This is a genomic window from Pseudomonas sp. COR18 (assembly GCF_048568395.1).
Lineage (GTDB): Bacteria > Pseudomonadota > Gammaproteobacteria > Pseudomonadales > Pseudomonadaceae > Aquipseudomonas > Aquipseudomonas fuscovaginae_B.
This window is the reverse complement of the sequence record NZ_CP183808.1, coordinates 5,194,135-5,206,794: the sequence shown is the minus strand read 5'-3', so window position 1 is coordinate 5,206,794 and position 12,660 is coordinate 5,194,135. Positions and strand designations below refer to the sequence as shown.

Genomic DNA, 12,660 nt, shown 5'->3' with positions numbered 1-12,660 from the left:
CTGCCGCCGCTCTGCGCACTCGTGCAGGCGGGTCCTTACTGGAGCGACAACCATGAGCAAGTTCGAGCCGGGCCAACACGTAAGACTGCGTTCGGGAGGGATCCGGATGGTGGTCAAGCAACCCGCCCAGGCCGGCCAGTTGCCGGACAGCACCCTGGTGCACTGCGAGTACCAGGCCAAGCACCGTACCGTGCAGGGCTTCTTCGCCGAGGCCAACCTGGTGCACGTCGGCACTGCGCCGCAGCGAAGGAGCGACCCTCAGGAACGCCCCGAGTCCTGAACCACCCGACCCGCCGCCTGGCGAGCTGCCACGGTGCCATCCGTCAATCATGATATCGTCACAATCCCCAGACACAATGATCGCAGTCAAAGGGATTTGACCCATCTGCCGAAAGCCCGCTCCTGAACCAGGCGGGCTTTTCGCTTTTCATGCACCCGGAACACGGATGCCTCGGGCCGCAGCCCGGCGTCCTGTCCGTCAAGGGCCGTGCGCACCAACGAAAACCAGGGTGCGGCAGGCCCGCGTCACGCTGCGTCCAGGCTGCCCGCAGAGCCGTGCGAGTCACTCAATGGGCGAAATACACCCGATAACCTTTCGATATGAACCAACTAAGGGCACAATGCGCGTCCTTTTTTTGGCTAGCCCTGCCGGAGGCCTCGAAATGATCAAGACGCCGTACTACCTCATCGACAAGCAGAAACTGCTGGTCAACCTGCAGAAGATCGCCTACGTGCGCGAACAGTCCGGGGCCAAGGCGCTCCTGGCGCTCAAGTGTTTCGCCACCTGGTCGGTGTTCGACCTCATGCAGCAATACATGGATGGCACGACGTCCTCGTCGCTCTACGAGCTCAAGCTCGGCCGCCAGAAGTTCGCCGGCGAAACCCATGCCTACAGCGTGGCCTGGGCCGATGACGAAATCGGCGAAATGCTGGAGAACTGCGACAAGATCATCTTCAACTCCATCGGCCAGTTGCAGCGCTTTGCCCAAGCCTCGGCGGGCAAGACCCGCGGTCTGCGGGTCAACCCGCAAGTGAGCAGCTCCGACTACCTGCTGGCCGACCCGGCCCGGCCGTTCAGCCGCCTGGGCGAATGGGACCCGGCGAAGATCGAGCAGGTCATCGGGCAGATCTCCGGCTTCATGTTCCACAACAACTGCGAGAACGGCGACTTCGGCCTGTTCGACCAGATGCTGGGCACCATCGAGGAACGCTTCGGCCACCTGCTGCACAAGGTCGAATGGGTCAGCCTGGGCGGCGGTATCCATTTCACCGGTGAAGGCTACGCCCTGGATGCGTTCTGCGCACGGCTCAAGGCGTTCTCGCAGAAGTACGGCGTGCAGGTCTACCTGGAGCCGGGCGAAGCGGCGATCACCCAGAGCGCCTCGCTGGAAGTCACCGTGCTCGACACCCTCTACAACGGCAAGAACCTGGCGGTGGTCGACAGCTCGATCGAAGCGCACATGCTCGACCTGCTGATCTACCGCCTCAACGCCAAGATGGAGCCGAACGACGGCAGCCACACCTACATGGTCTGCGGCAAGTCCTGCCTGGCGGGTGACATCTTCGGCGAATACACCTTCGATCGGCCGCTGGCCATCGGCGATCGACTGTCGTTCATCGATGCGGCAGGCTACACAATGGTCAAGAAAAACTGGTTCAACGGCCTGAAAATGCCGTCCATCGTAGTGAAACAACTCGACGGTAGCGTCGAGACGGTTCGTGAGTTCAGCTACGACGATTACCTGTCCAGCCTCTCGTAAGCTGGCCGTCCCAAGGAGAAATGAGCAAATTGAAGAAGAACGTACTTATCATTGGTGCAGGAGGTGTCGCCAAGGTGGTGGCCCACAAGTGCGCGCAGCACAACGATGAACTCGGTCGTATTGCTATCGCGTCGCGCAACATCTCCAAATGCCAGGCCATCATCGACAGCGTCAAAGCCAAGGGCAGCCTCAAGCAGCCCGCCGACATCAAGGCTTTTGCACTGAACGCCCTGGACGTCGAAGCGACCAAGGCGCTGATCCGCGAGACCGAATCGCAGATCGTCATCAACGTCGGCTCCGCGTTCCTCAACATGTCGGTACTGCGTGCCTGCATCGATACCGGCGTGGCCTACCTCGACACCGCCATCCACGAAGAACCGGGCAAGGTCTGCGAGACCCCGCCATGGTATGGCAACTACGAGTGGAAGCACCTCGAGGAATGCCAACAGAAGAACATCACCGCCATTCTCGGCGTAGGCTTCGACCCGGGTGTGGTCAACGCCTATGCGGCCCTGGCGCAGCAACAGTATTTCGACCGCATTGACTCGATCGACATTCTCGATGTCAACGCCGGTTCCCATGGCAAATATTTCGCCACCAATTTCGATCCCGAGATCAATTTCCGCGAATTCACCGGACAGGTGTGGAGCTGGCAGAACAGCCAGTGGACCAGCAACACCATGTTCGAAGTCAAGCGCACCGACGACCTGCCGGTCGTGGGCTCGCAGAACCTGTACCTGACCGGCCACGATGAAGTGCACTCGCTGTCGAAGAACCTCGACGTGCCCAACGTGCGCTTCTGGATGAGCTTCGGCGAACACTACATCAACGTGTTCACCGTGCTGAAGAACCTCGGCCTGCTCTCCGAGAAGCCGGTCAAGACCGCCGAAGGCCTGGAAGTGGTGCCGCTGAAAGTGGTCAAGGCCGTGCTGCCCGACCCTGCCTCGCTGGCACCGGGCTACACCGGCAAGACCTGCATCGGCGACCTGGTCAAGGGCACCAGGGATGGCCAGCCACGCGAGCTGTTCATCTACAACGTGGCCGACCATGAGGACGCCTACGCCGAAACCGACAGCCAGGGCATTTCCTACACCGCCGGCGTACCGCCAGTGGCCGCCGCCCTGCTGGTCGCCCGTGGCGAGTGGGACGTGCAGCGCATGGCCAACGTCGAGGAACTGCCAGCAGAGCCGTTCCTCAAGGCGCTGGACGTGATGGGCCTGCCGACCCGCATCAAGGACGAGCGCGGTGATCGCGCCTGGGACGCTATCGCCTGATCGCTGCCCTGCCGGGCCTCGCCGAGGCCCGCGTGAACGAAAAACGCCCCGGCCGTTGCGGTCCGGGGCGTTTTTCATTCCAGCACCCGGTCGATGCGGGCGCCCTGGCCATTCATTACATGACATCACTAATGATGTTCTTGAAAGCCGATTTATCTCATCCAGGCAACTCAATAGATTGACCCCACTGCCTGCCGGTCATCCCGATCGGCCGGTCACTGGAGAGTTGTCATGCCTTTCGTCAACGTGCGCATCACCCGCGACGGCGTCACCCGGGAGCAGAAGGCCCAGGTCATCGCCGAAATCACCGAAACCCTGCAACGGGTGCTCGGCAAACGTCCGGACCTGACCCATATCGTGATCGAGGAAGTCGACACCGATAACTGGGGCTACGCCGGCATCACCACTACCGCCTACCGCGAGCAGTTGGCCCGGACCTCGTCGTGACCACCGCGCGCCACCGACTGCCCCCTCCTTTACCGACTACAGAGGTTTCATCATGAGCAATTCCAGCAAAGTCGTCGTGATTACCGGCGCTTCCCAGGGGATCGGCGCCGAGGTGGTCAAGGCCTTCCGCGCCCTCGACTACCGGGTGGTCGCCACCTCCCGCTCGATCCAGCCGTCCGACGATCCGGACATCCTCACCATCGCCGGTGACATCGGCGAGCCGGCCACCGCCGAACGGGTGATCAGCGAAGGCCTGGCGCGCTTCGGCCGCATCGACAGCCTGATCAACAACGCCGGGATCTTCATCGCCAAGCCCTTCACCGCCTATACCCCGGCCGACTACGCCAATGTGCTGTCGGTGAACCTCAACGGTTTCTTCTACATCACCCAACTGGCGATCGCACAGATGGAGAAACAGGGCGGTGGTCATATCGTCAACGTCACCACCAGCCTGGTGGATCACGCCGTCGACGGCGTGCCCTCGGTACTGGCCTCGCTGACCAAGGGCGGGCTCAACTCGGCGACCAAGTCACTGGCGATCGAATACGCCAAGCGCGGGATCCGGGTGAACGCGGTCAGCCCCGGCATCATCAAGACGCCGATGCACGGCGAGCAGACCCATGCCGCGCTGGGCCGGCTGCACCCGGTCGGGCGCATGGGCGAAGTCGGCGACATTGCCCAGGCGATCGTCTACCTGGAGTCGGCCGGATTCGTCACCGGCGAGATCCTGCATGTGGATGGCGGGCAAAGCGCCGGGCATTGACGGGCGCAACCGGTCACCCGCCCTGCGGTCAGTCCGCCGCCGGGCGAGTGCCGCGGGACAACACCTGCGCCAGGATCTCCGCCAGTTGCGACTGGCTGTAGGGCTTGAGAATCCGCGGCAGCTGGACGGCCATGTCATCCAGGTGCCCGGAGTAACCGGTGGCCAGTACGATCGGCAGTTCCGGCTGCAACTGGCGCACCACCTTGGCCAGTTGGGCCCCGTCCATTTCCGGCATGATCATGTCGGTGATCATCAGGTCGATGCCCGAATGCTGCTCCAGACACAGCAGCGCCTGGGCGCCGGAAGTCGCGCAGAGCACCCGATGCCCCAGGTCCTCGAGCAGCAGCACGGTGCTGTTGAGCACCAGGCTGTCATCATCGACCAGCAGCACCGTCAGCGGCTTGAACAACGGCTGTTGCCGGCCCTCGACCAATGGGCGGGCTCCCGGGTCGGCCTCCTTGTCCACCGGCAGCCAGAGTTCGGCGGTGGTGCCCTGGCCCCTGGTGCTCTTGAGGACCAGGCGCCCCCCCAGTTGCTCGGCCAGACCGTGGACCATCGACAAACCCAGACCGGTGCCCTTGCCCACCCCCTTGGTGGTGAAGAACGGGTCGGCGGCGTAGGCCAGGGTGCGCTCGTCCATGCCCTCGCCGTCGTCGCTGACCGACAGGCACACGTACTCATCGTGAGGCAGCCTGTCGACCTTGCCGTGAACTTCGGCGGCGATGCGGATGCTGCCACCTGTCGGCATGGCGTCGCGGGCATTGCTCACCAGGTTGAGCAGGGCCAGTTCCAACTGGTTGATATCGGCATGCACCGGCGGCAGCGCCTCGTCCAGCTGGGTCAGGACCGTCACCTGGCCGCCTGCCGAACTGCGCAACAGCTCGATGAGGTTGTCCAGCAGGAGTGGCAGGCGGACCGCCTCGGTGCGCAACTCCTGGCGCCGGGCGAAGGCCAGCATGCGCTGGGTCAGCGAGACGCCGCGCGCGGTCCCCTGCAAGGCATTGTCCACCAGCCGGGAGAGCCGCACATCACCGTCGACCCGCTTGCTCAGCAGTTCGAGGTTGCCGCGGATCACCGTCAGCAGGTTGTTGAAGTCATGGGCGATACCGCCACTGAGCTGGCCGATGGCCTGGAGTTTCTGCGACTGGAACAGGGCTTCGCGGGCCAGATCCAGCTCCTTCTGCGCCTGGACCGACTCGGTGATATCACGGGTGATCTTGGCGAAGCCGAGAATCTCGCCGTTGTCGGCGCGGATCGGGTCCAGTATCACATGGGCCATGAACCGCGTGCCGTCCTTGCGCAGCCGCCAGGCCTGCCTCTCGAAGCGCCCTTCGGTCGCGGCAACCGACAGCGCCCGCTGCGGTTCACCTTTGGCCCGGTCCTCGGCGGTATAGAACATGGCGAAATGCTTGCCCACGACCTCCGCCGCCGTGTAGCCCTTGATACGCTGTGCGCCCTGGTTCCAACTGCTGACATGCCCCTGCGGATCAAGCATGTAGATCGCGTGATCGGTCAAGGCATCGACCAACAAACGGAAACGGTCGCCATCGGTCACGCTGCCAGACAGGGGTTGATCGGACATGGAGGCCTCGACGGGTATTTTTGCGTTACCTTACACCCGAGCTATCGGCCTGCCCAAGAAAACCTCCAAAATCCGGACCGGTCCGTCAGACCGTGACCCAGTCAAGGTCCACTTCGCCCTGGATACCGTCCACCAGGCCCTTGCTGCTGTGCTGCCACCAACGCCAGCCCAGGCCTCGACAGCGCCAGCTTTGCGGCAGGACCGGCTCGTCGACCTGCCAATGGGCGACCCACAGCGGGCACTCGCTGAAATCGTAGGACTGCCACGCCACCTGGCGGTCCCAGAAGCCGGCAGCGGTGTAGATGACCGGATGAGCGCCACCGTGCAGTTCCCTGACCAGCGTGACCAGCTGGAACAGGCCGTCGGCCATCTGCTCCGGGGTCGCCTGTTCGTTGTACCGGGCCTCGACATCAATGGCGAAGAGGTCCCGCCCCACCTCGAAATCCACCGCGGCGAGCCGATCGCGGATATTGGCCAGTTGCTCGCCTGGGGTGCAGTTCAAGGCCCTGAAGTAGTGATAGGCCCCCGCCTGCAAGCCGTTGGCGCGCATGCCGCGAAAATTCTCGACGAACCTGGCGTCGGCGTAGGTAGCGCCCTCGCTCATTTTCGCGATCCCATGGGTGACGCCGGCCGCCGCCACCCTCGCCCAATCGATCTCACCCTGCCAGCGCGACACATCGATACCCCGCGCATAGGCGTTGCTGCCTGGTTCCCTGCAACTCATCGTTCTCTCCCATGAGGTTATCAGCCGTCGGATAGTCCGTCGTACCGATGTTTTCATGGGCAGCCGGTGCCAAGGCACTAACGGGATACCGCCCGCTGTTCAAGTTGGAGCACATGAGGTTTGTCGCCCGCTCTTCAGGAACGACAGTCTGTTCCGGGTCCAAAGCGACCACTCACGCCCGGCTGCCACCAGCCAGAAGTGGTCACTGGCAACGGGAAATGCTTGAGTAAGCCGTCACGAAGACTGATATGTTGCTCGCGCCTCGGGCCGCATCCCATCGACGCAGATCCCATCAAGGAAGAAAAAACAATGAAAAAAGTACTCGGCCTCGTGCTGCTGATCTGCCTGAACATACCGGCCTTCGCAAGCTACCAGACCATCGGTTTTCAGACCAGGACGCTGCCGGACGAGGACAATGATCGCCCGCTGGAACTGGTCGTCTGGTACCCGAGCACCACCACCGCCACACCGCAATTGATCGCTGATACCGCGGTATTCGTCGGTGACCTGGCTGTACGCGATGCGCTTCCGGACGCAGGCGCGCACCCGTTGGTGGTGCTTTCCCATGGTTTTCGCGGTAACTGGGGGAACCAGTCCTGGTTGGCCAGCACCCTGGCTCACCAGGGTTACATCGTGGCCGCGGTCAACCACCCCGGCACCACGACCCGCGATCGAAACCCGAAGGCTGCGGCACAGCTGTGGCAGCGGCCCATCGACCTGCAACGGGCCATCGATGCGGTCATGGCTCAGCCGAGTCAGTATGGAGGGGTGGCGAAAGGTCAAATTGCGGTGGTGGGACATTCACTGGGTGGCTGGACCGCGCTGGAAAGTGCCGGCGCCCGGTTCGACTCCAAGCGGTTTATCCAGGAATGCGTCACCCATCCGCAACTGTCCAGTTGCAGCGTCTACAAACAGATCAACCCTGACAGCGATCCGGTATCGAAAGCTCGACTGGAAGGTGATCTGAGGGACAAACGCGTCACCGCCATCGTCACCCTGGACCTGGGCCTGTCACGGGGCATCACCAATGAAAGCCTGGCGGCGTTGTCGGTACCGGCACTGGTGATCGCGGCGGGTGCGCCCTCCGAAGATCTCCCTGCACGGTTGGAGTCCGCCGACCTGGCCAAGCGATTGCCATCGGCGACCCGTCGTTATGTCGAGATCCGGGACGCCAGCCACTTCAGCTTCCTGTCGTTGTGCAAACCTGGCGCAATGGCGTTGCTCGAAGCAGACGAACCCGGCGATGGCATCATTTGCCGGGATGGCGATAACGCTCGACCACGGGCACTGATCCAGTCACAGATCGCCTCGTTGATCACCGAGTTTCTGGCACAGTCATTTCGCAACTGACGGTGGTTGATTCGATTGACGGTAGGTGCTGGACGAGCACCGACCGCGTGTTTGAGCCATACGCCGCCGATCGTCTTGGCCGTGTCATCCCAATGGATGACATGGAGCGGCAGACCTTCGAGTCTGCCGGGGTCCGATATGCCCAGTCTTGCACACCTGCCGTGTCCCAGGCCCGCATGGGGCACCAGGCTCCCCTCCAAATACAGTCAGCCATAAACCTGTTTTCAGGCGGTAGACGTGCAGCGCTTTTCAGAAGATCCACCTTTCTTCCAGTCGGATCTACGTCATGCAACGCGTTTCTCATCGAGGTGCCAGGTGCTTGTTGCCCGCCCTCCTGACCCTGCCCTACTGCACCCTGAGTTTTGCCTTGAACACCGCCAGCATCATCCCGACGGTATCCTCGCCCGATTGCCTGGAGTACCAGGTCGTGGGGGTGTGCTACTGGCTGCGTTGCACTAACTTCGGCTGCAGTGTCAAAACCTCCGCCAAGGTGCGGCACTACGTGCCGGATGCGGTGGTTTCCAGCTATTCCAGCACGGGCGACAACCCCTGGACAGAGGTCAGGGCCTTGAGCGCCCCAACCTCCGGTGCCCAGGGGGCGGCAGTGGCACCACCAACAGCTCCCGCGAAAACAGCCTCTCGGTATTCAAGAACGTCGACGTGATCGGTCATCCCGGCATCGCCGCCTTCAACGCCTTCGCCAGCGGTTCGGGCTACACCTGCGAGGGTGCCGGAACACCTTACATGCCCCATTTTCTCAGCACTCTGGACCCGATTGGCTGGCGCCACGGCATTCCTGAGAGTGTGTTCCCCCAGTCGCTGGTCCCTGGCATGCGCGAAGTCGGCAGTCGGCTGTCGATGAACCTGTGGGGCAACGTCTATCCGCGCAGTGGTTTCCTGCACCAGCCGGATGACTACAAGGCGTCAGCGGTGATGGCCCAGCGCGCCGGCGACATCGTGACCCGCCCTGGGCAGGTGCATGTCTATCGCCCTCTGCTGGCACTCGCCAAGCCCGGTTACTGGCCCGCCGGCGAGTTGCGTGAATCCGATGCGCTGACGGGCAAGTGGCAGCAACTGACGCCGACGGCCAGCGCCTCCTGTGCCACCTTCCCTGAAACGGGCATTCACCAGCAGGCCCCGGATGGCGCCTATGCCTGGTCGCTCTGGCGCCCCTACAGCTGCTGCAAGCAGGAAGGACAGACTTTCCTGGGCAGCACCGGCGGCCAGTGACCTCGCGACGCCGAACGATCGCCTCTCTCGTAATGGAGCCTCTCATGATTCGGATGTCATCGTTTCGCCGCCCCAGCCCCAGCCCCAGTCGCTGGCTGCTTCTGCTCATGGCCCTGGGGAGCGTTCCGCCGACAGCCACGGCGGCGGAGTTCGGTAGCAGCGGCAGTGCCATAAGTGACGACGTGCTGTACCGGATTGGCGGTGGCAGCGCCGTGAACATGGGCCGGGCCGGCGACATGCAAAGCCTCCAGGTCGGCGTGGGGTGGAACACCGACCTGATGTGCGGGAAGATGGATTTGAACACCACCCTGCACAACCAGCTCAACGGCCTCACCGAGGGTTTCCAGAACATCATGGGCGACCTGATCCAGGGCGCCACGGGGGCTGTGGCCTCGCTGCCGGCGCTGATCATTCAGCGGGCGGACCCGGGCCTTTACAACCTGCTCACCAACGGCATCCTGCAGGCACGGCTGGACTTCGACCGCTCCAAGGCCAGTTGCCGCGAGATGGCCGAGCGCATGATGAAGGTCGCCGGCAACCAGAACCGTTGGGGTGCGCTCGCCGAGGGCCAGGCACTCAAGGAGGCCATGGTCCAGAACACTGACGCCGTTGCGGTCACCGCCCAGGCCGAGAAGGACAACGGCAACACCGGTGTGCCCTGGGTCGGAGGGGAAAAAGCCGGAGGCAAACAACAGGCACCGATCAAGGTGGTCAAGGATGTGACCAAGGCCGGCTACAACCTGCTCAATGGCCGCGGTGCCACGGACAACAGCAGCATCGATCCCAAGGCCTGCAACAGCGGCCTGCTGTGCAAGACCTGGAAATCACCGGATGAAGCGGCCGGGTTTGCCAACCGCGTGCTGGGGGAAGACGAACAGCAAACGTGTGAAGACTGCACCAAGAGCACCGCCACCGCTGGCGTGGGCCTGACACCGCTGATTCAGGAAGAGTACGAAGCCAAGCTCAAGGCACTCAAGGCGTTGATCGACGGCAGCCAGACCACCACGCCGGAAAATCTCGCCGACGCAGGCAGCAACTCGATGCCGATCACCCGGGGCGTCATCACCGCCCTGCGTGATGAGCCCGACCAGGAGCTGCTGGCCCAGCGCCTGGTCTCGGAAATTGCCGTCACCAGCATTCTGGAGAAAGCCCTGCTGCTGCAACGCGCCCTGCTCGCCGGCCAGAAGGAGCCCAATGTGTCCGCCAGCGGCCTCGCCGCCAAGACCATCGACGTCGAGCGCGAGGCCCTGCAGCAGGAAATCGCCAACCTGCTCACCGACCTGGAAATGCGCCGTTCCCTGACCAGCAATTCACCTTCGGCAATTATCGCGCGGCACCAGCAGCGCAAGGACAACTCACGCACGATCTTCGAGGGGATCCGGATGCCAATCGGCTGGAGTCCCTGGAGAAGGAGGTCAAGGGCAATGGGGGGCGGCCGCCACGTCCCTGAGCAAGGCCGCTGCCCCCGTAACTGTCGCCCCCCCAGGTTTTATTACAAGGATCAGTGATGAAAAAACGTTTCTCGCTCTGTGCCCTGGCTTTGGCCCTGGCCGGCTGCAATGCCGAGTACACCTTCGATGAAATCTCCGCCAAAGCCGGCAGGCTCGGCTCTCCCCATGCGCTGTACATCGAGCCCCAGTCCGGTCAGCCCCTCAATGGCACCGTGACGCATAAGGTCGGTGACCAGGTGCTGCTGTCCTTCAAGGTGGAAAATGGCCGGGCCGTGGGAGAATGGAAACAGTTCGACCCGAGCGGCGCACTGTTGGTCGAAGGCCAGTTGAAAGCCGGCGTGTTCGTCGGGACACGCAAGACCTGGTGCACGGGCACCTTCTCCCGGCAACTGCACGAGTTGTTGAGGGAGGAAGGCGGACGTAGCGCCGTGCAAACCTATGATTGCGCCACCGGCCTGCAGGTCGGTGACAGCACCTCCCTGGCGGGCAGTGAGGTGCGCGTCGGTGCGCAGCGCAAATGGCGGGTGATCGAGGGGGAACAGAAGCTGACCTTGCTGGAGACCTTCGCCAGCGACGGTTCCGGCAAGCTCGATGGCCGGGTGGAACATTACGACTACAAAGGCGACCTCAAGGACCGCGCCACGTACCAGAATGGCGTGCTCAACGGTGTGCTGGAGACCTGGGTAGACGCCGAAGGTACAAGGGTGCCGGGCTCGAAAATCAGCTACCGCGCAGGCAGAAAGAACGGCCCGTCCGAAACCTACTTCATCAGCGGCTGGCCCGCCGGCACCGTGGCCGAGAAAGGCCATTACCAGGATGATCAGCCAGTGGGTGTGTGGACCCGCTACCAATTCGGCGAAGCCACGGTGCGCGACTACGACAATCCGCCGAACAGAACGCCCATGGCTGAACGTGTGTGGAGAGCAGCCGGCGGCGAACACCTGGCCCCGGATGGGAGCATGGTCCTCAAGGATCTGGACGGCTTCGCCTATCTGCTGAAAAGCTCCGGCATCGATATCAATCAACGGCTGACCGATAAGGACCGCCCAGTGATCACCTCGGCCGCAGAAAGCGCCTACGACTACCTGGTGGCCGAAGGTGCCGATCCGATGGGCCGCGATGGCGAGGGCAACACCCGGTTGATGAGCTGCCTGGGCCCCCTGCACTTTCTCAACTGCAGCCTGAGACACATGATCACACTGGCTGGCAAGGAAGACCTGAAGGCGCACAACGCCTACGGCGACACGGCCCTGTCACTGTTCTGCAGGCGGACCGAGAAGCTGCTGAGGCGCCGCAACACCGGCGATCAGATACAGGAGCTGTTTCAGGCCCTGCTCAAAGGCAGTGACATAAACGCCAAGGCTTACGGGGGTGAGACGCCATTGCATGCCTGCATGGCCGAGCGCGATCTCAGCTTCGCGCAGGCCCTTGCTGCTGCGGGTGCCGACCTCGATGCCGCGGACCTCAACGGCACAACCCCGCTGGCGGCGGCCTTTCTCAAGGACTATCGCGAAAGAGCAAGCGGCCACACGATCCGCTGGTCCGAGGATCGGATTCGCGTGGTTGCCAGCTACCAGGGCAAGGCCAGCTTCTCCTTCGACACACCGGTGCCCGTGTTTGGTAAATCGCTGCGCCAACTGATGCTGGAGAATGGCGATACCGCTTCGGCGATGTTGATCGACTCGCTGGTGGGTACCGTCAAGGATTGAGAGCCGTACAGGCAGCATACGAGGCTCGCATTGATTGAAGTAGCAATCAAGTTGGGCCCCGGTCAGCCGCGCACCTCACGCTCAGAATTAAGGCACTGAGCGAACTAAGAGTTGATCAGGCGCGCAGCGCCACCTTTTGCGAGGCGCTTTTCTACAGCCTCCTCTTTATGGGAGTCGTGCCCACATCGATCGCACAGTCGATGGCCCAGCTTGCGAATCATGGTTTTGGTCCCATCGAGAACTTGTAGGGCCATTGCACCACACGCCCATTAGCGAGAAGCCTGCCACAGCACTCTTCCATTCTCATCCCAAGGACCCAGAGTGATCACTCAGCAACACCTGGAAACGTACGAAGCAGCTTTCCGAAAAT

The 12,660-nt window shown here is 62.7% G+C and carries 9 protein-coding genes and 2 pseudogenes; 9 read left to right on the top strand and 2 right to left on the bottom strand.

Features of this window, described 5'->3' with window-relative positions; genetic code table 11:
* Window positions 1–52 precede the first annotated feature (52 nt).
* The 5 genes from ACM62G_RS23990 (at window position 53) to ACM62G_RS23970 (ending at window position 4,244) form a co-directional block, all read left to right on the top strand.
* Window positions 53–280, top strand: coding sequence for a hypothetical protein (locus ACM62G_RS23990; RefSeq protein ID WP_054058110.1), 228 nt, complete (start codon window positions 53–55; stop codon window positions 278–280).
* A 382-nt stretch (window positions 281–662) separates the two neighbouring features.
* The gene (locus ACM62G_RS23985) at window positions 663–1,760 is read left to right on the top strand and encodes a carboxynorspermidine decarboxylase (protein WP_054058111.1); all 1,098 of its coding nucleotides are present in this window, start codon (window positions 663–665) and stop codon (window positions 1,758–1,760) included.
* Between the two features lie 29 nt (window positions 1,761–1,789).
* Complete coding sequence (locus ACM62G_RS23980) at window positions 1,790–3,034, top strand: saccharopine dehydrogenase family protein (protein WP_054058132.1); 1,245 nt, start codon at window positions 1,790–1,792, stop codon at window positions 3,032–3,034.
* 231 nt (window positions 3,035–3,265) lie between these two features.
* Window positions 3,266–3,481: a tautomerase family protein gene (locus ACM62G_RS23975; protein ID WP_054058112.1), complete on the top strand. Its 216-nt coding sequence runs from the start codon at window positions 3,266–3,268 to the stop codon at window positions 3,479–3,481.
* 52 nt (window positions 3,482–3,533) lie between these two features.
* Window positions 3,534–4,244 carry an SDR family NAD(P)-dependent oxidoreductase gene (locus ACM62G_RS23970; protein ID WP_273822310.1) on the top strand — a complete coding sequence of 237 codons (711 nt, stop codon included), beginning with the start codon at window positions 3,534–3,536 and terminating at the stop codon, window positions 4,242–4,244.
* Between the two features lie 28 nt (window positions 4,245–4,272).
* On the opposite strand, the gene ACM62G_RS23965 is transcribed toward ACM62G_RS23970, so the two are convergent.
* The gene (locus tag ACM62G_RS23965) at window positions 4,273–5,826 is read right to left on the bottom strand and encodes an ATP-binding protein (protein WP_419735753.1); all 1,554 of its coding nucleotides are present in this window, start codon (window positions 5,824–5,826) and stop codon (window positions 4,273–4,275) included.
* Window positions 5,827–5,911: 85 nt separating this feature from the next.
* Entirely contained in the window at window positions 5,912–6,550 is a 639-nt protein-coding gene (locus tag ACM62G_RS23960; protein ID WP_419735752.1) for a glycoside hydrolase family 25 protein, read from the bottom strand.
* A 309-nt stretch (window positions 6,551–6,859) separates the two neighbouring features.
* On the opposite strand from ACM62G_RS23960, the gene ACM62G_RS23955 reads away from it, so the two are divergent.
* The 4 genes and pseudogenes from ACM62G_RS23955 (at window position 6,860) to ACM62G_RS23940 (ending at window position 12,290) form a co-directional block, all read left to right on the top strand.
* The gene (locus tag ACM62G_RS23955; protein WP_419735751.1) at window positions 6,860–7,900 is read left to right on the top strand and encodes an alpha/beta hydrolase family protein; all 1,041 of its coding nucleotides are present in this window, start codon (window positions 6,860–6,862) and stop codon (window positions 7,898–7,900) included.
* Between the two features lie 286 nt (window positions 7,901–8,186).
* Window positions 8,187–9,130 (top strand): annotated as a pseudogene (locus ACM62G_RS23950) (TIGR03756 family integrating conjugative element protein).
* Window positions 9,131–9,174: 44 nt separating this feature from the next.
* Window positions 9,175–10,580 (top strand): annotated as a pseudogene (locus ACM62G_RS23945) (integrating conjugative element protein).
* Between the two features lie 57 nt (window positions 10,581–10,637).
* Window positions 10,638–12,290: a hypothetical protein gene (locus tag ACM62G_RS23940; protein ID WP_419735750.1), complete on the top strand. Its 1,653-nt coding sequence runs from the start codon at window positions 10,638–10,640 to the stop codon at window positions 12,288–12,290.
* Window positions 12,291–12,660: the final 370 nt, after the last annotated feature.

Excerpts from the sequence above, each read along its gene's own strand:
- ACM62G_RS23990 (WP_054058110.1), top strand. The coding sequence starts at position 53 with ATGAGCAAGTTCGAGCCGGGCCAACACGTAAGACTGCGTTCGGGAGGG.
- ACM62G_RS23985 (WP_054058111.1), top strand. The coding sequence starts at position 663 with ATGATCAAGACGCCGTACTACCTCATCGACAAGCAGAAACTGCTGGTC.
- ACM62G_RS23975 (WP_054058112.1), top strand. The coding sequence starts at position 3,266 with ATGCCTTTCGTCAACGTGCGCATCACCCGCGACGGCGTCACCCGGGAG.
- ACM62G_RS23970 (WP_273822310.1), top strand. The coding sequence starts at position 3,534 with ATGAGCAATTCCAGCAAAGTCGTCGTGATTACCGGCGCTTCCCAGGGG.
- ACM62G_RS23965 (WP_419735753.1), bottom strand. The coding sequence starts at position 5,826 with ATGTCCGATCAACCCCTGTCTGGCAGCGTGACCGATGGCGACCGTTTC.
- ACM62G_RS23960 (WP_419735752.1), bottom strand. The coding sequence starts at position 6,550 with ATGAGTTGCAGGGAACCAGGCAGCAACGCCTATGCGCGGGGTATCGAT.
- ACM62G_RS23955 (WP_419735751.1), top strand. The coding sequence starts at position 6,860 with ATGAAAAAAGTACTCGGCCTCGTGCTGCTGATCTGCCTGAACATACCG.
- ACM62G_RS23940 (WP_419735750.1), top strand. The coding sequence starts at position 10,638 with ATGAAAAAACGTTTCTCGCTCTGTGCCCTGGCTTTGGCCCTGGCCGGC.